This is a genomic window from Streptomyces sp. NPDC020845, from assembly GCF_044334165.1.
In the GTDB taxonomy this organism is placed as follows: Bacteria; Actinomycetota; Actinomycetes; order Streptomycetales; family Streptomycetaceae; genus Streptomyces.
The window spans coordinates 57,084-83,881 of sequence record NZ_JBIRSJ010000026.1 but is presented as its reverse complement, the minus strand read 5'-3'; the positions used below and the strand labels follow the sequence as shown (position 1 = coordinate 83,881).

The following is a 26,798-nucleotide window of genomic DNA, read 5'->3' as shown; positions in this document are numbered from 1 at the left end:
GGTTGCTCAAGTCTGCCCGCAAACAGCAGAAGGACCCTGAGGGGCGGATGCCTCTCGCGGAGCATCTGCGTGAGCTGCGCAACCGACTGCTGAAGGCGGTCGTCGCGATCATCGTGGTCACGGTCGTCGCGCTGATCTACTACAAGCAGATCGCGGAGTTCCTGACCGGCCCGGTGATGGACAGCGTCGGCTGCAAGAAGGGCGAGGCCGTCGGCGGCGGCGCCGACCCCAAGCCCTGCGCGCAGATCACCGCCAACGGCCTTCTCGCCCCCTTCACGATCATGCTGAAGGTGAGCCTGATGACCGGCGTCGTCATCTCCAGCCCGGTCTGGCTCTACCAGCTGTGGGCCTTCCTCGCGCCCGGTCTGCACAACCACGAGAAGAAGTACGCGCTCGGCTTCGTGGCCGCGGGCGTGCCGCTGTTCCTGGCAGGCGCCTGGCTCGCCTACGCCGTGCTGCCCACCACGGCCGGGGCCCTGGTCGGCCTCACCCCCGAGGAATGGACCAACCTGTTCCCCGCGGACGAGTTCTTCGACATCGTCACGCGCATGGTGATCGTCTTCGGCCTCGCCTTCGAACTCCCGCTGCTGCTGGTGCTGCTGAACTTCGGCGGGGTGATCACCGGCCGCCGGATGCTCGGCTGGTGGCGGGGCATGGTCGTCGGCATCACCGTCTTCGCCGCCATCGCCACACCCACCGGCGACCCGCTGACCATGTCGCTGCTCGCGGCGCCCATCGTGGTGCTGTACTTCGGTGCCACGGGCATCTGCCTGTTCAACGACCGCCGGCGCCGCCGCGGCAACCCGGACGCCGGGCTGAGCGACGACGAGGCCTCCGACCTCGATCTGACCCCCGCGCCCGTCGGTGACATCGAGCAGGTGTCCCCGACGCCCCGCCCCGACGATCCGGATGACCCGGGCCCGACCCGGCGCAACGGCTACGACGACATCACCTGAGCCGACCGGACCGGTGCCGGTGTCGGTACCGGCACCGGTAGGGTCCGCGGGTGACCTGCGACATCACCCTTCTCGTCAACCCGACGGCGGGCCGCGGGCGAGGCGCCCTCGCCGCCCGGCCCGCCGTCCAGACCCTGCGGGGCTGCGGATTCACCGTGCGGACGGTAGTGGGCGCCGACGCCGCGGAGGCCCTGCGGCGGGCCCGTGATGCGGTGGCGGGAGGCACCGGCGCGCTGGTGGCCGTCGGGGGCGACGGCATGGTCTCGCTCGCCCTCCAGGCGGTCGCCGGGACGGGCACCCCGCTGGGAGTGATCGCCGTCGGCGGCGGCAACGACTTCGCCCGGGCCACCGGGCTGCCGATACAGGACCCGGGCGCGGCAGCCCGGCTCATCGCCGCGTCGCTCAAGGGCGACGGCGGCCGCGAGGTCGACCTGGGGCGGGTGGACAACCTGGGGCGGGTGGGCGACGTCTGGTTCGGCACCGTCCTCGCCTCCGGATTCGACTCCCGGGTCAACGAGCGCGGCAACCGGATGCGCCGGCCGCGCGGTCGGCTCCGCTACGACCTGGCCATGCTCGCCGAACTGGCGGCCCTGAAGCCCGTCCGCTACCGGATGAGCCTCGACGGCGGGCCGCAGCGCGAGGTCGAGGCCACCTTGATCGCCGTCGGCAACGGCACCTCGTACGGCGGCGGCATGCGGATCTGCGCGCGGGCGGTCCTCGACGACGGGCTCTTCGACATCACGGTCGTCGGCCCGTGCAGCCGCACCACACTGCTGACGGTCTTCCCCCGCGTCTACCGCGGCACCCACCTCGGCCACCGGGTGGTCACCACCCACCGGGCCGCCTCGGTGTCCCTGGCCGCCGAGGGCCTGACCGCGTACGCGGACGGCGAGCGCCTGGGGCCGCTGCCGCTCACCGCCACGGCGGTCCCCGGCGCCGTACGGCTGCTGGGGACGCCCGGGCCGGGCACGGGCGCCTGAACCCGGGCCGGCCCTGGGCCGTCGCCGTGCCCCTGCCGTCCCTGAGCGCCGTGTCCCTGTTGCCCCTGGGCGCAGCGCCCCTGCGGCCCGTCCCGATCGGTGAGAAAGATCGCGTGCGTTGTCAGAGGCGGCCGGTAGTCTCGTACGTACGATGACCGACGAGCTAACTCCCGCCGAGCGCTACACCGCGGCCCGTCTGCGGGCGGCCGAGGAGGCCACCGCGCTGGCCCCCTTCCGCGAGATGTACGACTTCGATCTTGACCCGTTCCAGATCGAGGCGTGCAAGGCCCTGGAGGCTGGGAAGGGCGTGCTGGTCGCCGCCCCCACCGGCTCGGGCAAGACCATCGTGGGCGAGTTCGCCGTCCACCTGGCGCTCACCCAGGGCCGCAAGTGTTTCTACACCACGCCCATCAAGGCGCTGTCGAACCAGAAGTACACCGACCTCGTCAAGCGCTACGGCGCCGACCGCGTCGGCCTGCTCACCGGCGACAACAGCATCAACTCCGAGGCCCCGGTGGTCGTCATGACCACCGAGGTGCTGCGGAACATGCTGTATGCGGGCTCCCAGTCGCTGCTGGGACTCGGCTATGTGGTGATGGACGAAGTCCATTACCTCTCCGACCGGTTCCGCGGCGCCGTCTGGGAAGAGGTCATCATCCACCTCCCCGAGTCGGTCACGCTGGTGTCGCTGTCCGCCACCGTGTCCAACGCGGAGGAGTTCGGCGACTGGCTCGACACGGTCCGCGGCGACACCGAAGTGATCGTCTCCGAGCACCGCCCCGTCCCGCTGTGGCAGCACGTGCTGGCCGGGCGCCGGATGTACGACCTCTTCGAGGAGAAGAGCGGGCAGGGGGACGGCCAGGTCGGCCGCCGGGAGGTCAACCCCGACCTGGTCCGGCTGGCCCGGATGGAGAACACCCGCCCCAGCTTCGGCCGCGACAAGCGCCGCGGGCGGAACAATATGCGCGAGGCCGACCGGGAGCGCGAGCGCCGTCAGCGCAGCCGGATCTGGACCCCCGGCAGGCCCGAAGTCATCGAGCGGCTCGATGCCGAGGGGCTGCTGCCCGCGATCACCTTCATCTTCAGCCGGGCCGGCTGCGAGGCGGCCGTACAGCAGTGCCTGTACGCCGGGTTGCGGCTCAACGACGAGGCGGCGCGCGCCCGGGTGCGCTCCATCGTCGAGGAGCGCACGTCGGGCATACCGGACGAAGACCTGCATGTGCTGGGCTACTTCGAATGGCTGGAGGGCCTGGAGCGGGGCATCGCCGCCCATCACGCGGGGATGCTGCCGACGTTCAAGGAGGTCGTGGAGGAGCTGTTCGTCCGCGGGCTGGTCAAGGCGGTGTTCGCCACCGAGACCCTGGCGCTCGGCATCAACATGCCCGCCCGTTCCGTGGTGTTGGAGAAGCTCGTCAAGTGGAACGGTGAGCAGCACGCCGACATCACCCCCGGCGAGTACACCCAGCTGACCGGCCGGGCCGGCCGGCGCGGTATCGACGTCGAGGGCCACGCCGTGGTGCTGTGGCAGCGCGCGATGGACCCGGCCGCCCTCGCGGGCCTGGCCGGCACCCGTACGTATCCGCTGCGCTCGTCCTTCAAGCCCTCGTACAACATGGCGGTCAATCTGGTCTCACAGTTCGGGCGGCACCGCTCCCGCGAGCTGCTGGAGACCTCCTTCGCGCAGTTCCAGGCCGACAAGGCGGTCGTCGGCATCTCCCGGCAGGTGCAGCGCAACGAGGAGGGCCTGCGCGGCTATCGCGCCTCCATGACCTGCCACCTGGGCGACTTCGACGAGTATGCGCGGCTGCGCCGCGATCTGAAGGACCGCGAGACCGAACTGGCCAAGCAGGGCGTGGCGCAGCGGCGCGCGGCCGCCGCCGACGCGCTGGAGAAGCTGCGCCCCGGCGATGTCATCCACGTCCCGACCGGCAAGTACGCGGGGCTGGCGCTGGTGCTCGACCCCGGGCTGCCGGCCGGGCGTACGGGGGGCCACCGCGGCCTGGAGTACCACGACGGGCCGCGTCCGCTCGTGCTCACCGTCGAGCGGCAGGTCAAGCGGCTGGCCGCGATCGACTTCCCGGTGCCGGTCGAGCCGTTGGAGCGGATGCGGATCCCCCGGTCCTTCAACCCGCGCAGCCCGCAGTCTCGTAGGGACCTGGCGTCCGCGCTGCGCACCAAGGCGGGCCACCACGAGATGCGCCGCCATCGCAAGGAGCGCTCGGCCGCGGCCGACGACACCGAGATCGCCCGGCTGCGCGCCACCCTCCGGGCTCACCCCTGCCACGGATGCGACGAGCGCGAGGACCACGCCCGCTGGGCCGAGCGCTACCACCGGCTGCTGCGCGACACCCGCCAGTTGGAGCGGCGCATCGAGGGGCGTACGAACACCATCGCGCGCACCTTCGACCGGATCTGCGCCCTGCTGTCCGAGCTCGGCTATCTGAGCGGCGAGGAGGTCACCGACGACGGCAAGCGGCTCGCCCGGCTCTACGGCGAGCTCGATCTGCTCGCCAGCGAGTGCCTGCGCGAGGGCGTATGGGAGGGGCTGGCCCCCGCCGAGCTCGCGGCCTGCGCCTCCGCGCTGGTCTACGAGGCGCGGGCAGCGGACGACGCGATGCCGCCCAAGCTGCCCGCGGGCCGGGCCAAGGGGGCGCTGGGCGAGATGGTCCGCATCTGGGGCCGGCTGGACGCCCTGGAGGACGACCACAAGATCAAGCAGGCGGAGGGGGTCGGCCAGCGCGAGCCCGACCTGGGCTTCGCCTGGGCCGCGTACCGCTGGGCCTCCGGACACGGCCTGGACGAGCTGTTGCGCGAAGTCGACATGCCCGCGGGCGACTTCGTGCGCTGGTGCAAGCAGGTGATCGATGTGCTGGGCCAGATCGCCGTGGCCGCCCCGGAAGGCGGCACGGTGGCGCGCGCCGCCCGCCGGGCGGTGGACGCGCTGCTGCGCGGTGTGGTGGCGTACTCCTCCGTGGGCTGATCCGCCGAACGGCGTTCTTTTCGGGCCGTGTCCGGCCGGGGCGAGTCCCCGGCCGGACACGGCCTGTCGTATGCCGCTTCCCGCTTCCTGCTTCCCGCTTCCTGCTTCCTGCTTCTTGAGATCCACACGTGGCCGTAGAGTCGGCGCAGTCGCGATACATCGCGGTTGACGCCTCCGTCGAGTCGCGATATGTTCGGCGACGGATATACGGGGGCGAGGTGATGACGGTGACGGCGAAGCGGCGCAAGCTGAGCAACCCCTTGGCACTCGCGGTGATGGCGCTCCTGAGTGAGCGGCCGATGCACCCGTACGAGATCGCGCAGGTGCTCCGGCGACGGGGCAAGGAACACAGCATCAAGATCAATTACGGCTCGCTCTACACCGTCGTCCAGAACCTGGAGAAGCACGGCTTCGTCGAGGTCGCCGGCACCCAGCGGCAGGGGCTCCGCCCCGAGCGCACGGTGTACGGACTGACCGAGGACGGCCGACGGGAGCTGCACGACTGGCTGGCGGAGCTGGTGTCCGTCCCCGCCCGGGAGTACCCCGCCTTCTCGGCCGCGCTCTCGCTGATCCTGGTGCTGCCCATCGACGAGGCCGACGAGCTGCTGCGGCGGCGGGCCGAGACGCTGGAGGCCCAGGCCGAGGCCCTTGACGGCACGATCGGCGCCCTGAAAAAGGACCTGCCCAGGGTGTTCCTGCTGGAGACGGAGTACGAACTGCACATGATCCGCGCCGAGATGGAGTGGGTCCGTTCGCTGCGCGAGGAGCTTGCGGCGGGCAACCTCTCCGGCGCGGCCGCATGGCGGGCGCTGAGCCGGACCGGCGAGATGCCGGCGGAATGGGTCGAGATAGAGGAGAGAACCAAGCCACAGGAGTGAAGTAGGCCCTGGTGCGCGCTGCGCCAACAGCGCGCACCAGGGCCCTGACCCCGGACCGGACCTGCGGTGATGGCAGGCCAGGCGATCGAGGTGCGGCACACCCAGGATAGCCCGGCTCTCCACCCGCGGATCGGTGCGGCGGATTTCGCACGCGACAGCACGCGACAGGTCGATGTCGTACGACAGATCAGATGCGACAGATCAGAGTGGAGACACGCCACCATGGCGCCAACAACCGGGGGACGCACCCCGCACCACACGCGCACACGCGCGCTCGCAGTGGAAACCAATCAACTGGTCAAGACCTACCCCGGCGGGGTGAAGGCCCTTGACGGCATGGAACTGGCCGTCGAGTCCGGCATCGTCTTCGGCCTGCTCGGCCCCAACGGGGCCGGGAAGTCCACCACCGTCAAGATCCTCACCACCCTCGCCCGCCCCGACGCGGGCACGGCGGCCGTCGCCGGACACGATGTGCTCCGCCACCCCGGGCGGGTGCGCGCCGCCATCGGCGTCGTGGCCCAGAAGTCCGGCGCCGACCCGGTGGCCACCGGGCGGGAGAACCTGCTGCTGCAGGGCCGGCTGTACGGGCTGCGGGGCGCCGCCTGCGCCCGCCGCGCCGATGAGCTGCTGGCGCGCTTCGACCTCGCCGACGCCGGAAACCGCCCGGTCAAGGGCTACTCCGGCGGGATGTGCCGCAGGCTCGACGTCGCGCTCGGGCTCGTACACCGCCCCGAAGTGCTCTTCCTCGACGAGCCCACGACCGGGCTCGACCCCGAGGCCCGCGCGGCCATGTGGGAGGAGATCGCCCGGCTCGCGGGGGAGGACGGCCTGACGATCGTGCTCACCACGCACTACCTCGAAGAGGCCGACCGCCTCGCCGAGCGCATCGCCATCGTCGACCGCGGCCGGGTCGTGGTCGAGGGCACCCCCGACGAGCTCAAGGGCGAACTGCGCGGCGACGCCGTCCACCTGGAGCTGAGCGAGGCTGTCGCGGACGGAGCGGCGCCGCCGCTGCGCGACGCGCTCACCGCGCTGCCGGGCGTACACGAGGTGGCCGTGGACGGCCGGCGCGTCAGCGCCCGCGCCGACGACGGCGCCGCCGCCGTGCCCACGCTGCTCACCGCCCTGGAGCGGGCGGGCGCCGCCGTGGCCACCGCGACCGTCGCCCGCCCCTCCCTCGACGACGTCTATCTGCGCTATGCGGGCCGCAGCTTCACCGAGGCGGAGGCCGCGGCCGAGGCGCCCGTGCCGGCCGCTGCCGCGGGAGGTGTCCGATGAGCGCGACCCTCACCCAGACCTGGTACATGACACAGCGCCAGCTGATGGCCTACTGGCGCCAGCCCGTCTTCCTGCTGATCAATCTGATCCAGCCGGTCATCTGGCTGTTCCTCTTCGGCTCCCTCTTCCGCAAGATCACCGACCTCGGCGGCTTCGGTACCGGCTCGTACCTGGACTATCTGGTCCCGGGCATCGTGGTGATGAGCGCCCTGTCCTCCAACATGTGGGCGGGCATGGGGACCTTGGAGGAAATCGAGCGCGGCACCCTCAACCGCTTTCTGACCACGCCCGTCTCCCGCGGCGCCCTGATGAACGGCAATGTGGTCTCTCAAGGCATCACCACTGCCGTGCAGTCCGTCATCATCGTGGCGCTCGGCAAGCTCGGCGGCGCGGACTACCCGGGCGGCATCACGGGGCTGGCGCTGCTGATCGTGGCGTCCACGCTGCTCGGCACGGTCTTCGGCGCGCTCTCCAACGCCCTGGGCATGCTGGTCCGCGAGCGTGAGTCGATCATCGGCATCAACACCTTCCTGCTACTGCCGCTGACCTTCCTCTCCGAGGCATTCATGGCCCCCTCCCTGATGCCGGGCTGGATGCGGCACATCGCCGACTTCAACCCGGTCAACTGGGCTCTGGTGGCCGGCCGCTCGGCCATGGCGGAGGACCCGGACTGGGCCGATGTGGCAACCCGCGGCGGAGCTCTACTGGCGCTCGCGCTGGCCGCGGTCTGGCTGTCGACCCGCACCTTCCGGTCGTACCAGCGCTCGGTCTGACCGCACTCCGCGCGAGTGGACCACGGCGCGGACCACGGCGCGACGGGCGGCCCCGGCGGTGTCTGCACACCGCCGGGGCCGCCCCGTGTGCGTCTCTCCCGGATACGGGCGGAGCCCGCCCATCGGGCGGGGCGCCGCGGATACGGGCACGGCGCCGCGGATACGGGCACGGCGCCGCGGATACGGGCACGGCGCCGCGGATACGGGCACGGCCCCGCGGATACGGGCACGGCCCCGCGGATACGGGCACGGCCCCGCGTACGGGGCAGGCCCCGCAGTCAGGCCCCGCAGAGCGGCCTGGCCCACCAGGCCACGACCGCGCGTCGGGCCAGGCCGCCACCCCTGTATCGGGGCGGCCCCGCAGACCAGGCCCGACCCCACGCGTCAGGCAGCCGCAGCCCCTGCGCCGCCCGCGGCTTCAGCCGCTCCCGCGCCGTCCGTAGCCCCCGCGGTCCCTTCTTGCTCTGCCTCCACCTGCTGGTTCCACTCCCGCTTGGACGCCTGCCAGCCGTCCTCGTCGTGGCCGCGCCGCCAGTAGCCGGAAATCGACAGCCACTCGCGCGGAACGTCTCGCTCGAGCCGCAGATAGCGGCGGATCTGCTTCACAAAGCCCGCCTCGCCGTGGACGAACGCATGCACCTGGCCGGACGGGAAGTCCAGTGCGCGTACGGCCGCCACCAGCGCCTCGCCGACCGGCCCGCCACCGCGGTGCAGCCAAGTGATCTCCGCCCCGTCCGGCACGCTCAGCTTGAGCTCTTCCTCCGGACCGGCCACCTCGACCAGGGCGTGCACCGGCGTGCCCGTCGGCTGCTCCGTAAGCCGCTCCAGCGCGACGGCGATCGCGGGCAGGGCGCTCTCGTCGCCCACGAGCAGATGCCAGCCGGCCTCCGGGCTCGGGGCGTACGCCCCGCCGGGGCCGAGGAATAGGATCTCCTCGCCGGGCTCGGCACGCGCGGCCCACGGCCCGGCCAGGCCCTCGTCTCCGTGGATCACGAAGTCCAGGGTCAGCTCCTGGGCCGCGCGGTCCCAGGCGCGCACGGTGTAGGTGCGGGTGCGCGGCCACTGGTCGCGCGGGAACTCGGCGCGGACCTGAGCAAGGTCGAACGGCTCGGGGTAGACGACACCCTCGGCCGGGAAGAGCAGCTTGACGTAATGGTCGGTGCACTCGCCGGCGGAGAAGCCGGCCAGGCTCCCGCCGCTGAGCACCACCCGCGTCAGATGGGGCGTCAGCCGCTCGGTGCGCGCTACCCGCGCCCGGTTGACCTGCGGCGTCTTGCGGGCCGGACGGTCTGCCACGGCCACCTCCCTGATCCACAACGAGTTAGGGTCACCTAACTTAACACCTCACCCCTCAAGAGTGGAGAGCAGTCGGCGCAGTGATCCGCCGAGACCCCACCGCTCCGCCAGCGCCTCCACCGCCCCCGCGTCCCGCGGCTGCCGCGGCAGCGCCGGGTCGAAGACGGGCAGCGGGACGTCCGAGGCCACCCGCACCACCTTCGGCGCGACCGCCACGTACTCCCGCGCCTCCTCCAGCCGCCTGCGCTGCGCCGGGGTCAGCTTGGAGGCGGGGTCGGCCGCCGCGGCCATGATCCCGGCCAGGTCGCCGTACGAGGCGAGGAGCTTGGCCGCGGTCTTCTCGCCGATCCCGGGCACGCCCGGCAGCCCGTCGCTGGTGTCGCCGCGCAGCAGCGCCAGATCCGCGTACCCCGCGCCACCCACGCCGTACTTCTCGCGCAGCGCGTCCTCGTCGAACACCTGCAGCGTGCCCACGCCCTTGACCGGGTAGAGCACCCGCGCCGCGCGCCGGTCGTCGACGAGCTGGAACAGGTCGCGGTCGCCGGTGACGATGTCGACCGGGCCGGACGCCCGGCCCGCGAGCGTGCCGATGATGTCATCCGCCTCGTAGCCATCCGCGCCCACCCGGGCGATCCCGACCGCGTCCAGCACCTCGTCGATCACCGGGACCTGCGGGGAGAGGGTGTCGGGCACCTCCTCCTGGTCCACACCGTCTGACGCGGGAGCCTCCTCGGCCACCCGGTGCGCCTTGTACGAGGGGATCAGATCGACCCGCCACTTGGGGCGCCAGTCGAAGTCCATGCAGGCCACCAGGTCGTCGGGGTGGTGGTCCTGGACCAGCCGGGCGATGAAGTCGAGCAGCCCGCGCACGGCGTTCACAGGTGTGCCGTCGGGGGCGCGGACGGAGTCCGGCACCCCGAAATAGGCGCGGAAGTAGAGGGACGAGGTGTCGAGGAGCATCAGGCGTCGGGTCACGCCTCGATGATGCCGCACGCCACTGACACAAACGCCCCTGGAATGTGATGTGGGTCACCGATTGGTTTACGCCAAACGGTTCAGGGCAGGCGCGCAGCCGGAGCGGACCCGTTAGGCAAAACAACTATTGCATCGGGCACGCGGTCGGACACCGCCCGCTCCACGACCTGCCGGCGGGGGTGGCGGGTCGTTTTTTGGTGCGACCCGAGAGGTATATGTGTCCAGGCTGCAAGCCGAACACCTCTACAAGGTGTTCGGCAGACGACCCGATGAGGCGGTGGCGAAGCTCGAGGGCGGTACGGACCGTGACGAGCTGCGCACGGATGGCACGACGGCGGCGGTCATCGACGCGTCCTTCGCCGTTGAGGCGGGCCAGATATTCGTCGTCATGGGTCTGTCCGGATCCGGTAAGTCCACGCTGCTGCGCATGCTCAACGGACTGCTGGAGCCGACCGCCGGGCGCGTCCTCTTCGACGGCCAGGACCTGACGGCCCTGGCCGCGCGCGAGCTGCGCGAGGTGCGCTCCCACAAGATCAGCATGGTCTTCCAGCACTTCGCGCTCTTCCCGCACCGCAGCGTCCTGGAGAACGCCGCGTACGGCCTCGAGGTGCAGGGCGTGACGCGCGCCGAGCGCGAGCGCCGCGCCACCGAGGCGCTTGGCCTCGTCGGCCTGGCGGGCTGGGAGAAGTCCTGGCCCGACGAGCTCTCCGGCGGTATGCAGCAGCGCGTCGGCCTGGCCCGCGCGCTGGCCACCGACGCCGACCTGCTGCTGATGGACGAGTCCTTCAGCGCGCTCGACCCGCTGATCCGCCGCGATATGCAGGACCAGCTGCTGGAGCTGCAGAAGCGGCTGAAGAAGACCATCATCTTCATCACCCACGACCTCAACGAGGCCATGCGCCTCGGCGACCGCATCGCCGTCATGCGCGACGGCCGGATCGTCCAGATCGGCACCGCCGAGGACATCCTGGTCACCCCGGCCAACGACTATGTCGCCTCCTTCACCCAGGACGTCGACCGCACCCGGGTGCTCACCGCCGGCGCGATCATGGCCGATCCCGAGGAGGCGCTGGGCACCACGACCCCGGACGGCACGGTGCTGCGCACCGAGAGCGACATCCTGGCGGCCGCCCCCGCGACCGTCACCGCCGACACCCCGATCGTCGAGCTGTTCACGCCCTGCTCGCGCAGCGGCGTCGCGGTCGCGGTGGTCGACGAGGACGAGCGCTCGCTCATCGGCGTCGTCCCCCGAGCCCGGCTGCTCGCCGTGCTCGGCGACCCTGAGCCGGGGGCGGACGACGGACCGGACGCGACCGCCGGGGGCCCCGAGGCCATCAAGGCCTCCAAGACCTCACAGACTCCCGAGTCACCCGAGACACCCGAGGCTCCCGAGGGGAAGGTGATCGCCGGTGCCTAGGATCGAGCTCGGAAGTTGGATCCGGTCCGGCATCAACTTCCTCCGCGACCACTTCGAGTGGCTCTTCGACTTCATCTCCAAGGTCGTCCAGGGGATGTACGACGGCGTGCACGATGTGCTCGCCGCCCCCGACGCCCTGCTCCTCGCGGGCATCCTCGCGGTGCTCGCCTGGTGGCTGCGCGGCCTGGTGCCCGCCGTCCTCGCCTTCGCCGGCTTCGCGCTCATCGACTCGATCGAGCAGTGGGACGAGGCGATGGAGACGCTGTCGCTGGTGCTGGTCGCCGGTGCGATCACGATCGTGCTGGCCGTACCGCTGGGCATCTGGGCGTCGCGCAACCGCGCCGTGAGCGCCGTGCTCCGACCGGTGCTGGACTTCATGCAGACGATGCCTGCCTTCGTCTACCTGATCCCCGGCATCTTCTTCTTCGGTGTGGGCGTGGTTCCGGGCGTGATCGCGACCATCGTCTTCGCCATGCCGCCGGGCGTACGGATGACCGAGCTGGGCATCCGCCAGGTCGACGCGGAACTGGTCGAGGCGGCCGACGCCTTCGGCACCACCCCGGGCCGGACCCTGCTGAGGGTCCAGCTGCCGCTCGCCCTGCCCACGATCATGGCGGGCGTCAACCAGGCCATCATGCTCGCGCTGTCCATGGTCGTCATCGCGGGCATGGTCGGCGGCGGCGGCCTCGGCTCCTCCGTCTTCGAGGCGATCAGCTCGGTCGACGTGGCCCTCGGCTTCGAGGGCGGCATCGCGGTGGTCATCCTCGCCATGTACCTCGACCGGATGACCGGTGCCCTCAACCAGCGCGTCTCGCCGCTCGGCCGACGGGCCCTGGCCAAGCAGGCCGCGAGCGCCGTGGGCGGCCTGAAGGTGCTCCAGTGGCGCCCCGCGACCTCGGTCGCGATGGTCGGCGTCATCGTTCTCGCGCTCGTCGCGGGCGGCCTCAATGTCTTCGGCGATGACGACGACGGCCAGAAGGTCACCGCCGACGTCGGCAAGGGCAGCACGGTCAAGCTCGGCTACATCAACTGGGACGAGGGCGTCGCCTCCACCTACCTGTGGAAGGAGATCCTGGAGCAGCGCGGCTTCAAGCCGAAGCTCCAGACGTACGACGTCGGCGCGCTGTTCACCGGTATGGCCGCGGGCGATATCGACATGCAGACCGACGCCTGGCTGCCCGCCACCCACGCCTCGTACTGGAAGCAGTACAAGGACCAGCTGGAGGACCTGGGCACCTGGTACGACAAGACCTCGCTCGAGGTCGCGGTGCCCTCGTACGTCAAGGACGTGAAGTCCCTGGACGACCTCAAGGGCAAGGCCGGCACCTTCAAGGGCAAGATCATCGGCATTGAGCCGGGCGCCGGCGAGATGAAGATCATGAAGGACAAGGTCCTCCCGGACTACGACCTGAACGGCGAGTACACGCTGGTCAAGGGCTCCACCGCGGGTATGCTCTCCCAGCTGGAGCGCTCCTACGCCAAGAAGGAGCCGGTCGCCGTCACCCTGTGGTCCCCGCACTGGGCGTACAGCAAGTACAAGCTCACCAAGCTCGCCGACCCCAAGGGCGCCTTCGGCAAGGGCGACGGCATCCACACCATCGGGCGCAAGGGCTTCTCCCAGAAGCAGCCGCAGATCGCCAAGTGGATGAAGAACTTCAAGCTCTCCGAGAAGCAGCTCACCAGCCTCGAAGCGGCCATCCAGGACGCGGGCAAGGGCAAGCAGCAGGAGGGCGTGCGCGCCTGGCTGAAGAAGAACCCCGGTGTGGTCGACAAGCTCGCCCCGGCGGGCGGCGCCGGCACCACCACCCAGGGCAAGCAGGCCGGGGCCGCGCCCCGGATCGGCTACTTCCCCTGGGACGAGGACATCGCCACCACCTACCTGTGGAAGAACGTCCTGGAGAAGCGCGGCTACAAGCCGTCGATCAAGCAGTACGACGTGGGCTCCATGTTCACCGGGATGAGCGCCGGGCAGATCGACGTCGAATTCGACGGCTGGCTACCGGTCGCCCAGAAGCAGTACTGGGACCGCTACAAGAAGAACCTCGTCGATATCGGGCCGTGGTACGACAAGACCTCGCTCGAGATCGCGGTGCCTTCGTACGTCAAGGATGTGAAGTCCCTGGCGGACCTCAAGGGCAAGGCCGACAAGTTCAAGGGCAAGATCATCGGCATTGAGCCGGGCACCGGCGAAATGCAGCTGCTCAAGAGCAAGGTCCTCAAGGAGTACGACCTGGACAAGGAGTACGAGGTCACCAACAACGCCTCCCCGGCCATGCTCGCCCAGCTCGAGCGCTCGTACGCCAAGAAGGAGCCCGTCGCCGTCGTGCTGTGGACCCCGCACTGGGCGTACAGCAAGTACCAGCTCACCAAGCTGGCCGACCCGAAGAAGGCGTTCGGGGCCAACAATGAGATCCGCTCGCTGGGCCACAAGTCCTTCCCGAAGAAGTACTCCGAGTTCTACGGGTGGCTGAAGAACTGGCACATGACCGAGCAGGAACTGGCCGGCCTGGAGCAGGCTGTCCAGGATGCCGGCAAGGGCAATGTCGAGAAGGGCGTCCAGAAGTGGATCGACGCCCACCCCGGCATCGTCGACAAGATGGCCCCGGTGAGCTGACGGCCTACCGGAACCAACCGGAACCAACCGGAATCACCAGTGACCGCCGCCGCGGCCCGGAGCAAGTGCTCCGGCCCGCGGCGGCGGCCGTAGGGGCCGCTCACACGCCCCCAACGCGCGACGCACAACCGCGCGACGCACAACCGCGCGACGCACAACCAACGCGCGCCGTCACCCCTCCCCGTCGCAGCAGGTGTCCCGCCGCAGCAGCCGCCCCACCTCCAGCCAGTGCTCCGCCGACTTCCCGTGCCGCGCCCGGCCGCCCTCCGGGAAGGCGCGTACGAGCTCGTCCTGCTCGTACGGCACGCCGCCGCGCAGCACCGAGACCGTGCGCACGAGCGAGTCGAAGTCCGTGAAGGGATCGCCGTCCACGACCGTCAGGTCCGCCAGCTTCCCCACCTCCAGGGTGCCGAGGTCCCGGTCCGCGCCGAACGCCCGCGCGGGCAGCAGGGTCGCGGTGCGCAGCGCCTCCGCCGCCGAGAGCCCGTACTTGTGCAGCGCCCGCAGCCCCATGTGCAGATGGAGCCCCACCGGCACCAGCGGCGCGTCCGTGCCCAGGGCGACCACCCCGCCGCCGGCGAGGATCCGCCGGTAGACCCCGATCTCGGTGCGCAGGGTGGCGAGCTGGGCGGCGGTGGGCGGGGCCTGGGCCAACTGCCGCACCAGGGCGGTGTCCCAGGGCGGCATGAGCCGGGTGACCCGTTCGTCCTCGGCCAGCGACGGGTCGGCCCCGACCAGCGGCGAGGCCGTGAACGGCGTGGCTATCAGACGGAAGTCGGTCGCGGTGTAGATCTCCGTCACGTCCTGGAACGACTGCCCGGTCGCCGTCGTGGCGTGCCCGTACTCCAGGCGCTGCGTGGCCTGCAGATGGGTGGTCAGGTCCTGTCCGAGCTGCACGCCGGGCGAGCAGAGATGGCTGCCGGCGCGCACCCCGAGCCGGTCGTGCGCGAAGCGGGCGGCCTCCTCCATGATCCAGCCGGGCGCGCGTACGTACGTCTTGACGAAGTCCCAGTCGAGCGCCGCCCCGCGCTCCAGCGAGCGGCGCAGCCCCTCGCGGGTGCGGTGCGCCCGCCCCATGCTGTACGCGACGCGCGGCCCGTCCAGCAGCTCTCCGGTGGCCAGCAGCCGGGGCCCGGCCAGCGCGCCCGCCGCGATGGCCTCGCGCAGCCGCGCCTGCTCGTACGCGAAGCCGCCGAGCGAGACGGCGGTGGTGATGCCGTAGGCGAGCTGCAGCATGGTCTGCCGGGCACCGTAGGTGTACTGCCAAGGATGGGTATGGGCATCCCAGAGACCGGGCACGACGGTGCGGCCGGAGGCGTCCACGCGGCGCTTCGCGGGCCGCCCGGCGCGATGCGCCTCGACGGCGGTGACGCGCCCGCCGCGCACCACGATGTCGACGTCCTCGCGCAAAGTGCCGTCGTCGCCGGTGCCGTCCCAGAACCTCCCGGCGTGGACGACGGTGTCGGCGGGGCTCGGGCGCCGGTGGTCGAGCGGGACGCGCACGGTACGGGCCGTGCCGCTGTCGACGTCCAGCAGCCGCAGCTTGCCCGCCGACAGATACAGGAGGGAGCGCGAATCCCCCGACCAGGAGGGGTGGTCGGCGCTCTCCTCGGTCAGCCGGCGCGGCTCGCCGTCCGGGGTGCCGTCGGGCCGTACGGGCAGCAGCCACAAGGCGGACTCGGCGATCACGGCCAGATGGCGGCCGTCGGGGGACCAGACGGGGCCGGAGTCGTAGCGGTCGGAGAGCGAGGTGTGTGGCGCCAGCGCGTACAGCCTGGCCGCGCCGCTGCTCGCAGCCACGATCCGGATGAGGTTGTAGCCCTCGCGGAACCGTTGGTTCAGCCGGTTGCGATCGCAATAGGCGATAAAGCGACCGTCCGGCGACCAGCTCGGTCTGCCGGGCAGCCCACCGCCGCCGAGCGGCGCGGCCAGCGTGCGCTCGGTGCCGGCTGCGAGGTCGCGCAGGATCAGGTTTCCCGACATGTCGATACAGGCGAGGCGATCGCCTGCGGGGGACAGCGCCGGATGCACCCGGCCCCCGGAGGCCAGCTCGGTCTCCTCGCCCGAGGCCAGGTCCCGGCGGCGTACGGCGAGCAGCCCGTCGCGGTCGTCGGCGTAGATCAGCGCCCGCCCGTCGGGCGTCCACGTCGGGCCCAGCAGATAGCGGGTGGGCGAGGCCCGTACGATCCGGCGCGGGACACGGCCGCCGGTGGTGTCCGCGACCCACAGGGAGTTCAGCGCGGCGAAGGCCACCTTGCGCCCGTCGGGGGACAGCGCGGGCAGATGCACCCCGCGCACCGGCCGCGCCCCGCCGCCGCTGTCGAAGTCGTACTGCTTGACGCGGTAACGCGGCCGGCCGATCGGCAAGGCGGCCTTGAACGGTATCTCCTCCCCGCCGCCCGGCACCTCGGGTCGCACCAGCCGGAACCGCCCGCCCACGGTGAGCAGCAGCTCTCCTCCGCCCGTCCAGCGCGGCGGCACCGGCTGTACATCGCCCTCCACCGGGACGGCCGTACCGTCGACGACCAGCGTGCAGGAGGCCTCGGGGGCGGGGGTGGTCCGCAGATAGGCGAGCGTGCCGCCGGGCGACACCGAGGGCGCGAGCACCTGCACCCCGGAGGCCGTCTCGGTGTGCTCCACCGTCACCGGCCCGCTCCCGTCGGCCCGTACCGAGGCGACCGTACGGGCGTCCAGCATGGCCCCGGCGAGCCGGCCGCGTACGAACAGCACCCGCTCGCCGTTGGGGGACCACGCGGGGTCGAAGTCCTCCCAGACGCCGTCCTGCAGCGGCCCGTCCTGCCCCGGCACCCCGGTCAGCCGGGTGAGCTCCCCGGTGGCCACCTCCAGCACCCACACCCGGTACGGGCTGCCCGCCACCGTGTCGCCGCCGCGCTCGGAGGCGAAGGCGATCCGGGTGCCGTCCGGCGACCAGGCCGGCCCCCGGTCGTCCCAGGGCCCGTCCGTTCGCTGACGCACATCCGAGCCGTCCGGTCGCAGCGTCCACAGATGGAACCCGCCGCCCCGGTACGCACAGACCGCCAGCAGCTTCCCGTCGGGGGAGAAGACCGGCCGCGTGGGCTCCAGATCGGGCGGGGTGAGCGCGGTGGCGGCGCCGCCCTTCCGGGGCAGGGACCACAGCACATTCTGGACCTCGGCGACCAGCCGGTCACCGGAGGGAGAGAGCGTCGCGGCGCCGTTGGTGGCCCCGGTGAACGACAAGGTGAGCGAGGCCCGCCGCGCCGAGGCGGCGGCGCTTTGCGCCGGCAACCCGGCCGCCGCCCCGGCCACGGCAGCGGTACCGGCGGCGGCCTGCAGGAACCGGCGGCGGGAGAGCGAGGGCGGCGCGGCATCGCCGGGGCCGGGCTCGGGGGAGGGGGCGGGCTCGGCTGTGGCGGCAGTGTCTGCGGTCTCCAACGGTCCTCCTGGAACACGTAGTTGTGCGGAGCAGGAGTGGGCAGTGGTGCGTGCAGCACTTGATCGTTTCATAGGCCTCGGGCCCGGGGTCAACACTGCGTCGCGAGGAAGACGCGGAGGCACGACGCAGGGAGGGGTGTGCCTCCGGCCCGGGCGGGAAGAGCGTGCCTCGGCGGGGAGTGCGTGCCTCCGGCCGGGTGGGAAGAGCGTGCCCCGGCAGGAATAACGTGCCGGGACCCGGAGGGATGGGCGTGCCCCCGTCGGGAAGGAGTGATCCCATCGCGGCGGCCGCGGCGTCCCACGCCTCGGCGAACACGGGGTGGCCGCGGTGGACCCCTCCCTCCCTCCCTCCCCCCTCCCTCCCACACAGGAGAGTTCCCCCTCCCCTCTCACACAGGAGATGAGAAGGCATGCCGACGGACGGCATCACCCACCACACCAACCACCTCCCCACCCAGGACGGCGTAAGCCTGGCCACCTACACCTGGCTCCCTGAGTCACGCCCCCCACGCGCGATCGTCCAGATCGCCCACGGCGCGGCGGAACACGCCCAGCGCTACGACCGCTTCGCCCGCTTCCTGTGCGACCACGGCTACGCCGTGGTCGCCTCGGACCACCGCGGCCACGGCGCGACCGCCGCCTCCACGGGCGGCCTCGGCGTCGTGGGCGAGGAGGGCGACGGCTGGCGGGCCATCGTCAAGGACCTGCGAACCGTCGGCGACCGCACCCGGCAGGCCCTGCCCGGGGCGCCGCTGTTCCTGCTGGGCCACAGCATGGGCTCGATGCTCGCCCGCGACTGCGCCCAGGAGTACGGCGACGACCTCTCCGGCCTGATCCTCTCCGGCACCTTCCGCTCACTGCCCGCGACAGACCCGGACGAGGCCATCACCCGCCTGGAGACCGAAATCACCAAGCACGGCCGCACCGCCCTGTCCAGCTTCACCACCGAGCTCTTCGCCTCCTTCAACGACCCCTACGAACCCGGCACCGGCTACGAGTGGCTCTCCCGCGACCCCACAGAGGTGGCCACCTACACGGCGGACGAGCGATGCGGCTTCCCCTTCAGCGCCGGCCTCTCACTCGACTGGGTCCGTGCCGTCCGCAAGATCAACAACCCGCACAACCAATCCCGCACCCCGCTCCGGCTGCCCGTCCACATCGCTGTGGGCGCCGAGGACCCCTGCAACCAGCGATTGACACTGGTCCACGAACTCCTCGAGGACTTCCGCTACCTCGGCACCCACGACCTGAGCTGGAAGAGCTACCCCGACGCCCGCCACGAGATCCTCAACGAAACCAACCGCGACCAGGTCCAGCAAGACCTACTGACCTGGCTGAACGCCCACACCTGAGCCCCCGCGCCTAGCCGCCCTCCTACCCCGTCCGAACGGAGGCGCAGCCACACCTGGACACACCCCGCCATCATCTGTGAACCCAAAGTAACGAGAGGTTCATCCCCGGCCTGCCGCACCCCCACCGAAAGGTGGCAGCGACCACCCCCTGAAGTGCGGTATTGTTCTCTTGCGCGACCGGCCAGGGCGAAAGCCGAAGCCGGGCAAGCACCGGGACGTGGCGCAGTTTGGTAGCGCACTTGACTGGGGGTCAAGGGGTCGCAGGTTCAAATCCTGTCGTCCCGACCAGCATCATCGCAGGTCGGAGGCCGTTTCCGCGGGTAGCGGAAGCGGCCTTAACCATGTCCGGGCTGGGAGCAAGTGGGAGCCCTCTGGGAGCCCTCATGCTCCCAACTCGCAGACGTGTCAACGCTACCCGATTCGTCCGTCACCCGATCCGGTAGACCTACCGCGCCGTACAGAGTCCCTGTGCGCCGTCGTCAACTGCAGGCCCCCGGGGTCACTCGATCGATTTGGATGCTCTCTACATCGAGAGGCATAAGAACCCCTTGTCGGCTCTCGACCCCCTTTCGAGGTGGGAGCGTGGTGTCGTGCTCCCCATGCGACAGGGGGGAAGGTGTGGGCTGACGGCCTCGGTCGGCCCGTTTCTGCGGGCAGCCGGGGCTCGGGTGCCCCGGTCGCGAGTTGCCTGCTGCGTCAAGGCGGGGCAAAGCCCCTTGGCGTCCGCGTGCAGATGGGGCACTCCCAGGGCGTGAGCGCCGTATCCGGCTCTACGGCGCAATGGCGAGACGGCCGACTGGGCGTGAAGGGTGTCTTTATTGCCGTATGGTGGTTGACCTGGGGCTTTGCGATCACTCAAGTATGGGCATGATCAGTGATCGTGGGTCTGCGACTGCTGTACCTGGTCTTCTGTCGGCTGCTGGGCTGCTTCCTTTTGCTGGGCCGATCGACCGCCGCGAACAACGCCGAGATCCTCGTGCTTCGGCATGAGGTCGCTGTGCTGCGTCGGCAGGTAGAGCGGCCGCGGCTTTCATGGGCTGATCGTGCCGTGCTCTCCGCTCTCGCCCGGCACCTGCCATCCGCCTTGCGCCGCCATCGGCTGGTTACCCCGGGGACGCTGCTGGCCTGGCACCGTCGTCTGGTGCGCTGGAAGTGGCGTCAGACGGCGGTCAGACCCGGTCGGCCACCGCTGGCAGAAGAGATTGCGGCGCTCATCCAGCGCCTGGCGCGAGAGAACCCGACCTGGGGGTACGTCAGGATCCAAGGTGAGCTGCGACGGCTTGGCCATCGGGTTGCCGCCGCCACGATCCGGCGCGTCCTGCGCCGCTCCGGTCTACCGCCCGCACCGCAGCGAGCATCCCAGCAGACCTGGCGTACCTTCCTTCGAGCTCAGGCCCACACGCTTCTGGCCTGCGATTTCATGCACGTGGACACTGTCTTCCTCAAACGCCTCTACGTCTTCTTCGTCATGGAGACTGCCACCCGGCGCGTTCACGTCCTGGGCGTCACCGCCCGCCCGACCGGCGCATGGGTCACTCAACTCGCCCGCAATCTGCTCATGGACCTCGGCGACAGGGCTGGGTGCTTCCGGTTCCTCATCCGTGACCGGGACAGCAAGTTCACCGCTGCGTTCGACGCCGTCTTCGCCGGCAACGGCACAGCCGTCATCCCGACTCCGCCGCAAAGCCCCCAGTCAAACGCGTTCGCCGAACGATGGATACGTACAGCCCGCGCCGAATGCACCGACCACCTCCTCATCACCGGTGAACGACACCTGCATACGGTCCTCAACCTGTACGCCGAGCACTACAACACGGGACGGGCCCACCGAAGCCTTGGCCTACGAGCACCCGACGACGACCCGAACGTCATCCCCCTGCCCGCTGCCGCGGTCAGGCGCCGCCAGGTACTTGGCGGACTGCTCAACGAGTACCACACCACGTCACCCCGGCTGCCTCACCATCCACAGGAAAGGCCCAGCTCAGCAGCCTAAATGGAATATTGACACCCTTCAGGTCACGCGGACATGCTCTCAGCCGAGGCCGAATACCTGACGTCACCTGCAGCGACGACTTTCCGAGCCCCACAGGATCAGCGAGGACAGGGCTGCGAACCAGAGACGGTCCGCCGGCTCGTACCGTACCCGCCCCTGCAACTGGCGTCGTAGCACAGCGTTTTCGTGCCGCAGGACGAGAAGCTCAGCTTCCTTCGAGGTGTCTCGCTGTAGGAGCACTGCTGGGACGGAGAGAAGACGTCGAGTCATCCGGTAGAGAAGCGACACGACCATCCAACCAGGATCGCAGTGCTAGGCGAAGGCCGTGGCGTTTTGACCAGCAGCGATGAATATCCGAGCCCCACACGCGCGGGAAAGTCCCCGGGCCCACGTGGCCTGGACAGAAATTGGCCCAACTACTGGGCCGAGAAGGACTGACGCTCAGCGCCGGCGGGGGCCTGGTCGCCGGCGAGTGCGTCATGGGCGGCTTCGGGGATGACGCAGTTGCAGGTGAAGCAGACCGATGCCAGAGCCTCCTCGCTCGCTACGCGCAGGCTGTCGATGAGGGCGTGGTTCTGACACCTCGGGCATTCTCGCCGGAGCCCTTGCTCCCGGCGTGTCAGGATGAACCGCATGACCTCGGCGCGGCGGAAGACCCGCTCGCAGAAGAAGCAGCGATGGTTCGGTTGCGCGGCGGTGAGGACCAGCGCGTTCTGGCCGCACGACGGGCAGTCGATGGTGCGGGGCTCGTGGCCCTTGAGGTCACCGCGTAGGCGTCGCATGCGCTGTTTCACGAATGCATCGATGGAACGCACACCCTTCACTACGAGGTTCAGCTCGTAGGACAGACTCTCGTCTGGCGTGCCGATCGTCGGGTTGATCAACTCCGTGTGGATGAAGCGATACAGGAAGTCCAGCACACGACCGGCACGAGCTTCCACGGCGTGGGCGTTCTGGGTCAGACCGTAGTGTTGCAGCGCGTTGCGGTCGGCGGCCAGGGCTATCAGGGCGCTGCGTTCGTCGTCAGTGATGTCGCAGCCGACGATGCTCCGAAGTCGCTGCACGGCCTGCTTGGTTGTGCAGCTCTCGAAGTCGCCCTCATGAAAACGTCGGAGGGTGGCTTGGCCGGGGTCAGTGAACACGAGAGTCCAGTGCTCCCGGCTCAGACGCTCTTTGAGAAGGACTTCGATGCCGGCCTGTAGGTGGAGCACCGCGTACTTGAGGTCACGGGGGCCCACATTGTCCTTGGTCAGGTGGTCGACGACGCTGACGAGGTAGTCGGCCCCGTTGCGGATGGGCGGGAAGTGCAGCTCCTGCTGGCGGGCATGACTAGAAGCGGTCGTACCTGCATCTTCCACGGAGCTACCCTCACTGTCGGAGTATGGCTTGACGGCAAGTATGAAGATCACATGGAGTCTACTCGTGGTTGGTGCGGTGCTGGCCGTCGCCATATGGGTGTTCGCGCGCCGGTCCCTGGCGTGCGCCATGGCGGCGGCAGCCATGTTTGCGTACATCTTCCCGACCGTGTCCGCTGGGTCCGAGAACGGCAGGTCCGCGCGCTGGCCGCTTCAGTCGCTGCTGTGTTCCTTTGCAGCGCTTCAACAGGAGTTCTGAGTTGTTGAGGCCAGCCACGCGGAAACACCGTACGCCGCCGTGGGCGGTTGGGGGCGCCTGTGGGGCCCGGCGGGCGGAGCGCCGACGGTTCGGGCACCGTGGTACGGCGCCGCTGGCCCCGGATGACGCCTTCCAGGCCCAGCTCGCGCATCAGCCGCTCCACCGTGCCGCGGGCCACCGCCACACCCTTGCGCCGCAGGGCCCGGGAGATCCGCCGGACCCCGTAGGTGCCGCCCGATTCGGTGTGGATGTCCTCGATCAGCGGCATGAGCTGCTCGTCGCGCAGCCGGCGGGCCGGCTTCGGCCGCTTCTTGCGGGCGTAGTAAGCAGACTCGGACAGTTCCAGCATCCGGCAGGTGAACCCGACCCCGAGGCCCTTGTCCCGAAGGTGTTCGATCACCTGGTCGGCCTCGTCCGGGGACGGTCGAGTTCGGCCGCAGAAAACGCGCTCGCGGCTTTGAGGATCTCGTTCGCCCGCCTCAACTCCGTTACTCTTTGCGGAGTTGTTTCAGTTCCTCCAGCTCGGCGGTGGTTAGCCGGTCGTCACGTTCCCCGGCGTCGGCCTCGGCCTGGCGCATCCAGCCACGCAGGGCCTCCTTGTGGATGCCGAGGTCCTTCGCGACGTGCGCGATGGGGCGGCCGGTCGTGCGGACCTCGCGGACGGCCCGCTCGCGCAGCTCGTCCGGATATTTACAAGGCCGCGTAGTTAGGGATCGATCGTGGTTGTCAACACGGCGGAAGCGGCATCGTGCTGGGCCTCGGGCGTGATCCACTCGTCGTTGAGTGTGTAGACGCCGCGAGCGATCCTGCGGAGGATGCCCTCGTTGACCCAGCGGCCGAGTTCGGCACGCAGTCCTCGCGCATCATCCAGACCGATCCTGCGGGTGCCGATAAATCATCCGCGCAGCTCAGGCGGCGTGCTGGTACTGGTGGAGCGTTCCGCCGATCCGATCTCAGTCGCTGGAGTTGCTGAGGTCCTGGATACGGGCTTGTATCAGGGGGAGGATCTCGGCAGTGGCTCGTTCGACGGAGGCGGCGAGCACTTCAGCGTGGAGCTTGCGGTGCGGTAGGTGAGCGAGTTTGTCTCGCAGTGCGATGGGGCCGCTGTATGCCTGTGTGACAAGGCCGTGAGATGCCTGTTTCAGCATTTCGCCGAAGGTGAGCATGCAATAGGCCAAGGCGAGGAGGCCTTGGTCACCTGGCTTCGGTGTTCCATTGCGGATGATTGAGCGGGCCTGGTCGAGCGCTGCTGTTGCGTCGGTCAGGCGTAGCAGTTCCTGGCGCTCTCGGTCGGTGCGTGTGGTCACGCTGCCCCGCGCAGATCGTTCAGAGGTTCGGTTTCGTCGATGTCCACGCCGGGGCCTCGAGGGACGACTTCCACGAGGGCGCCGAGGATGGTGGACAGATCTGTTTCGAAGCTGGTGATGTCGAAGTAGGAGCGGTCGGCGTCCAGGGTTGCCACGAGTTCCCCGGGTTCGGTGCTGAGCGCGAAGGAGTGCAAGCCGTGCTGACGCCCGAGCTGGTGGATGGTCGCGGCATTGGCGCGGAGCTTCGTGGCAGTGGCTGGCCTCATAGCTCATCCTCCTTCGTGATCTCGGGTACCAGGGTCGGCAGTGGCCAGAATATAGGAGTGTGGCAGCGGGATGAGCGTGCTCGGGAGCCCCCCGCTGGGAGCGGCGTTCTCTTCCTCTGTACGGCGCTGTACGGCTCCGAGACCTGCCGCTACCGTGCGCTACAGATCGTCGCGGAGGGTAGTCACTGAGCTGGGGGTCAAGGGGTCGCAGGTTCAAATCCTGTCGTCCCGACCAGCATCATCGCAGGTCGGAGGCCGTTTCCGCGGGTAGCGGGGGCGGCCTTAACCATGTCCGGGCTGGGAGCAAGTGGGAGCCCTCTGGGAGCCCTCGTGCTCCCAACTCGCAGACGTGTCAACGGTGCCCGATTCGTCCGTCACCCGATCCGGTAGACCTACCGCGCCGTACCGCGCCCCTGTGCGCCGTCGTCAACCGCAGGCCCACGGGGTCACCCGATCGATTCGGATGCTCTCTGCATCGAGAGGCATAAGAACCCCTTGTCGGCTCTCGAGCACCTTTCGCGGTGGGAGCACGATCTCGTGCTCCCCATGCGACAGGGGGAGGGTGGACTGCTGCTGATCTCTCCGGGCCGGTTTTCGCAGGCAGTTCGCGCGTGGGGTTCCTGGCTGCCGGGGTGCGCCCCGCGTCAAGGCAGGGCAAAGCCCCTTGTCGTCCGCCGGCAGATGGGGCACTCCCAGGGCGTGAGCGCCGTATCCGGCTCTGTGGCGACGTAGCGAGACAGTCCGCTGGGACCCCATGGTAAGAAAAGTGTGCCATGCGAGGCAGGGGCGTGCCGGGGGTGTGGTGTCGCCGGAGCAGACATCCCAGCGTTGATGCCCGATGCTGGGCAGCTAGGGAGCTAGACAGCACGCGCAGCATCTGACTTGCGCGGATGGGTTTATTGGCACTCGCACTGTCTGGTGCCATGGGGGAGACCTCATGGCTTCCCCTTGATCGTGGACACCTGGAGACTGGGACGTGAGGTTCCAGAGGAAGTAGTGCCAGGTGGGTAGTCAGTACTCGAAGCGGTATTCGGAGGAGTTCAAGCGGGACGCGATCGCGTTGGCCCTGTGCTTGCCGAGAATGTCATCCTCCCTGGTCGGAGGCCTGTATCGGGGCTGGCGGTCGTCGGCCTCGCCGCCCGGGTAGGCGCTCTCGCGTAGTCGGTGGTTCACGCGTCATGATGATCGACCGTGCTGCTGCGACTGGCCTACCTGGGCGTGACCAACGCGTTCGCGCTGCTGCGTCTGCTGCCGATGAGCGACCGGGGCAAGGATGCGGAGATCCTGGCTCTCCGTCATCAGATCACGGTGCTCGAACGCCAACTCGGCGGTGCCCGACTACGGTTCACTCCGAGCGATCGGGCGCTCCTGGCTGCGCTGCTGCACCGGATGCCGTTCCCCGCTCTGCGGCGTCTTCGACTGCTCGTACGTCCTGACACCGTGCTGCGCTGGCACCGCGACCTCGCAAGACGCCAGCATGCCTGAAGTGAAGGGTGTCAATATTCCAATCAGGCCGCTGAGCTGGGCGTTTCCTGTGGATGATGAGGCAGCCGGGGTGGCATGGTGTGGTATTCGTTGAGCAGTCCGCCGAGTATCTGCTGGCGCCTGACCCCGGCAGCGGGCAGGGGGATGATGTGCGGGTCGTCGTCGGGTGCTCGTAGGCCGAGGCTGCGGTGGGCTCGTCCGGCGTTGTAGTGCTCGGCGTACCTGGTGAGGACCGTGCGAAGGTGTCGTTCGCCGGTGATGAGGATTCGGTCGGTGCATTTGGTGCGGGCTGTGCGTATCCATCGTTCGGCGAACGCGTTGGATCGTGGGCTTTGCGGTGGGGTCGGGATGGCGGCTGTGCCGTTGCCGGCGAGGACGGCGTCGAATGCGGCGGTGAACTTGCTGTCCCGGTCACGGATGAGGAACCGGAAGCAATCAGCCCTGTCGCCGAGGTCCATGAGCAGATTGCGGGCGAGTTGAGTGACCCATGCGCCCGTCGGGTGGGCGGTGACGCCCAGGACGTGAACGCGCCGGGTGGCAGTCTCCATGACGAAGAAGACGTAGAGGCGCCCCCGGAAGACGGTGTCCACGTGCATAGAATCGCAGGCCAGAAGCGTGTGGGCCTGGGTTCGGAGGAAGGTAGGCCAGGTCTGCTGGGATGCGCGCTGCGGCGCGGGTGGTAGGCCGGAGCGGCGCAGGACGCGTCGGATCGTGGCGGCGGCAACCCGATGGCCAAGCCGTCGCAGCTCACCTTGGATCCTGACGTACCCCCAGGTCGGGTTCTCTCGCGCCAGGCGCTGGATGAGCGCCGCAATCTCTTCTGCCAGCGGTGGCCGACCGGGTCCGACCGCCGTCTGACGCCAGTTCCAGCGCACCAGACGACGGTGCCAGGCCAGCAGCGTCCCCAGGGCAACCAGGCGATGGCGGCGCAAGACGGATGGCAGGTGCCGGGCGAGAGCGGAGAGCACGGCACGATCAGCCCATGAAAGCCGCCGCCGCACTACTGGCCGGCGAAGCACAGCGACCTCATGACGAAGCGCGAGGATCTCGGCGTTGTTCGCGGCGGTCGACCGGCCCAGCAAAAGAAGACAGCCCAGTAGCCGGCAGAAGATCAAGTAGAGCAGTCGCAGACCCACAATCAGTGATCACGCCCATACGTGGACGATCACAAAGCCCCAGGTCAACGACCGTACGGCAATAAAGACTGCGGGTGCCGATAA

General features: G+C 69.7%; 20 protein-coding genes, 1 tRNA gene and 2 pseudogenes. 12 read left to right on the top strand and 11 right to left on the bottom strand.

Annotated elements, in window-relative coordinates; genetic code table 11:
- The first annotated feature begins 47 nt into the window (after positions 1 to 47).
- From tatC to ACH4U7_RS47645, 6 genes are all read left to right on the top strand, one after another.
- Positions 48 to 956, top strand: coding sequence for a twin-arginine translocase subunit TatC (tatC, locus tag ACH4U7_RS47670; RefSeq protein WP_398534002.1), 909 nt, complete (start codon positions 48 to 50; stop codon positions 954 to 956).
- Between the two features lie 50 nt (positions 957 to 1,006).
- Entirely contained in the window at positions 1,007 to 1,936 is a 930-nt protein-coding gene (locus ACH4U7_RS47665) for a diacylglycerol kinase (protein WP_398534001.1), read from the top strand.
- Positions 1,937 to 2,087: 151 nt separating this feature from the next.
- Positions 2,088 to 4,916 carry a DEAD/DEAH box helicase gene (locus ACH4U7_RS47660; RefSeq protein WP_398534000.1) on the top strand — a complete coding sequence of 943 codons (2,829 nt, stop codon included), beginning with the start codon at positions 2,088 to 2,090 and terminating at the stop codon, positions 4,914 to 4,916.
- A gap of 221 nt (positions 4,917 to 5,137) precedes the next feature.
- Positions 5,138 to 5,794 carry a PadR family transcriptional regulator gene (locus ACH4U7_RS47655; RefSeq protein WP_398533999.1) on the top strand — a complete coding sequence of 219 codons (657 nt, stop codon included), beginning with the start codon at positions 5,138 to 5,140 and terminating at the stop codon, positions 5,792 to 5,794.
- 222 nt (positions 5,795 to 6,016) lie between these two features.
- Entirely contained in the window at positions 6,017 to 7,072 is a 1,056-nt protein-coding gene (locus ACH4U7_RS47650) for an ATP-binding cassette domain-containing protein (protein WP_398533998.1), read from the top strand.
- Positions 7,069 to 7,845 carry an ABC transporter permease gene (locus ACH4U7_RS47645; RefSeq protein ID WP_398533997.1) on the top strand — a complete coding sequence of 259 codons (777 nt, stop codon included), beginning with the start codon at positions 7,069 to 7,071 and terminating at the stop codon, positions 7,843 to 7,845. Before ACH4U7_RS47650 ends, ACH4U7_RS47645 begins: the two co-directional genes overlap by 4 nt.
- A 384-nt stretch (positions 7,846 to 8,229) precedes the next feature.
- Here ACH4U7_RS47645 and ACH4U7_RS47640 read toward each other — a convergent pair whose 3' ends face one another.
- Positions 8,230 to 9,141, bottom strand: coding sequence for a siderophore-interacting protein (locus ACH4U7_RS47640; RefSeq protein ID WP_398533996.1), 912 nt, complete (start codon positions 9,139 to 9,141; stop codon positions 8,230 to 8,232).
- A 48-nt stretch (positions 9,142 to 9,189) separates the two neighbouring features.
- Positions 9,190 to 10,116 carry a 5'-3' exonuclease H3TH domain-containing protein gene (locus ACH4U7_RS47635; protein ID WP_398533995.1) on the bottom strand — a complete coding sequence of 309 codons (927 nt, stop codon included), beginning with the start codon at positions 10,114 to 10,116 and terminating at the stop codon, positions 9,190 to 9,192.
- 217 nt (positions 10,117 to 10,333) lie between these two features.
- Here ACH4U7_RS47635 and ACH4U7_RS47630 point away from each other — a divergent pair, with 217 nt between their 5' ends.
- Both ACH4U7_RS47630 and ACH4U7_RS47625 read left to right on the top strand, forming a co-directional pair.
- Entirely contained in the window at positions 10,334 to 11,533 is a 1,200-nt protein-coding gene (locus ACH4U7_RS47630; RefSeq protein ID WP_398533994.1) for a glycine betaine/L-proline ABC transporter ATP-binding protein, read from the top strand.
- Complete coding sequence (locus tag ACH4U7_RS47625) at positions 11,526 to 14,147, top strand: ABC transporter permease/substrate binding protein (RefSeq protein WP_398533993.1); 2,622 nt, start codon at positions 11,526 to 11,528, stop codon at positions 14,145 to 14,147. Before ACH4U7_RS47630 ends, ACH4U7_RS47625 begins: the two co-directional genes overlap by 8 nt.
- Before the next feature lie 171 nt (positions 14,148 to 14,318).
- Here ACH4U7_RS47625 and ACH4U7_RS47620 read toward each other — a convergent pair whose 3' ends face one another.
- A complete protein-coding gene (locus ACH4U7_RS47620; RefSeq protein ID WP_398533992.1) occupies positions 14,319 to 17,561 on the bottom strand; it encodes an amidohydrolase family protein in 3,243 nt (1,080 codons plus the stop codon).
- Positions 17,562 to 17,971: 410 nt separating this feature from the next.
- Here ACH4U7_RS47620 and ACH4U7_RS47615 point away from each other — a divergent pair, with 410 nt between their 5' ends.
- The 3 genes from ACH4U7_RS47615 to ACH4U7_RS47605 all read left to right on the top strand — a co-directional run bounded on the left by ACH4U7_RS47615 (position 17,972) and on the right by ACH4U7_RS47605 (position 20,906).
- On the top strand, positions 17,972 to 18,913 hold the full coding sequence (locus tag ACH4U7_RS47615) for an alpha/beta hydrolase (protein WP_398533991.1): 942 nt from the start codon (positions 17,972 to 17,974) through the stop codon (positions 18,911 to 18,913).
- A 211-nt stretch (positions 18,914 to 19,124) separates the two neighbouring features.
- Positions 19,125 to 19,201 (top strand) — tRNA-Pro (locus tag ACH4U7_RS47610).
- Positions 19,202 to 19,793: 592 nt separating this feature from the next.
- The gene (locus ACH4U7_RS47605) at positions 19,794 to 20,906 is read left to right on the top strand and encodes an integrase core domain-containing protein (RefSeq protein WP_398533990.1); all 1,113 of its coding nucleotides are present in this window, start codon (positions 19,794 to 19,796) and stop codon (positions 20,904 to 20,906) included.
- Positions 20,907 to 21,002: 96 nt separating this feature from the next.
- Here the strand turns inward: ACH4U7_RS47605 and ACH4U7_RS47600 are convergent.
- The 7 genes and pseudogenes from ACH4U7_RS47600 to ACH4U7_RS47570 all read right to left on the bottom strand — a co-directional run.
- Positions 21,003 to 21,200: pseudogene (locus tag ACH4U7_RS47600) on the bottom strand (integrase); the annotation flags it as partial.
- A 122-nt stretch (positions 21,201 to 21,322) separates the two neighbouring features.
- Positions 21,323 to 22,420 carry a hypothetical protein gene (locus ACH4U7_RS47595; protein ID WP_398534043.1) on the bottom strand — a complete coding sequence of 366 codons (1,098 nt, stop codon included), beginning with the start codon at positions 22,418 to 22,420 and terminating at the stop codon, positions 21,323 to 21,325.
- On the bottom strand, positions 22,312 to 22,869 hold the full coding sequence (locus tag ACH4U7_RS47590) for an IS3 family transposase (RefSeq protein ID WP_398533989.1): 558 nt from the start codon (positions 22,867 to 22,869) through the stop codon (positions 22,312 to 22,314). The genes ACH4U7_RS47595 and ACH4U7_RS47590 overlap by 109 nt, the downstream gene beginning before the upstream one ends.
- 139 nt (positions 22,870 to 23,008) lie before the next feature.
- The gene (locus ACH4U7_RS47585; RefSeq protein ID WP_398533988.1) at positions 23,009 to 23,293 is read right to left on the bottom strand and encodes a transposase; all 285 of its coding nucleotides are present in this window, start codon (positions 23,291 to 23,293) and stop codon (positions 23,009 to 23,011) included.
- Positions 23,227 to 23,403: pseudogene (locus tag ACH4U7_RS47580) on the bottom strand (IS4 family transposase); the annotation flags it as partial. The pseudogene ACH4U7_RS47580 and the gene ACH4U7_RS47585, both read right to left, overlap by 67 nt.
- Positions 23,404 to 23,473: 70 nt before the next feature.
- Positions 23,474 to 23,827 carry a hypothetical protein gene (locus ACH4U7_RS47575; RefSeq protein WP_398533987.1) on the bottom strand — a complete coding sequence of 118 codons (354 nt, stop codon included), beginning with the start codon at positions 23,825 to 23,827 and terminating at the stop codon, positions 23,474 to 23,476.
- Positions 23,824 to 24,093, bottom strand: a complete 270-nt coding sequence (locus ACH4U7_RS47570) for a hypothetical protein (protein WP_398533986.1) — start codon at positions 24,091 to 24,093, stop codon at positions 23,824 to 23,826. Before ACH4U7_RS47570 ends, ACH4U7_RS47575 begins: the two co-directional genes overlap by 4 nt.
- A 1,191-nt stretch (positions 24,094 to 25,284) precedes the next feature.
- On the opposite strand from ACH4U7_RS47570, the gene ACH4U7_RS47565 reads away from it, so the two are divergent.
- Positions 25,285 to 25,578 (top strand): hypothetical protein, encoded by a 294-nt coding sequence (locus ACH4U7_RS47565; RefSeq protein ID WP_398533985.1) that lies wholly within the window; start codon positions 25,285 to 25,287, stop codon positions 25,576 to 25,578.
- Between the two features lie 23 nt (positions 25,579 to 25,601).
- On the opposite strand, the gene ACH4U7_RS47560 is transcribed toward ACH4U7_RS47565, so the two are convergent.
- Positions 25,602 to 26,714: an integrase core domain-containing protein gene (locus tag ACH4U7_RS47560; RefSeq protein WP_398533984.1), complete on the bottom strand. Its 1,113-nt coding sequence runs from the start codon at positions 26,712 to 26,714 to the stop codon at positions 25,602 to 25,604.
- Between the last annotated feature and the right edge of the window lie 84 nt (positions 26,715 to 26,798).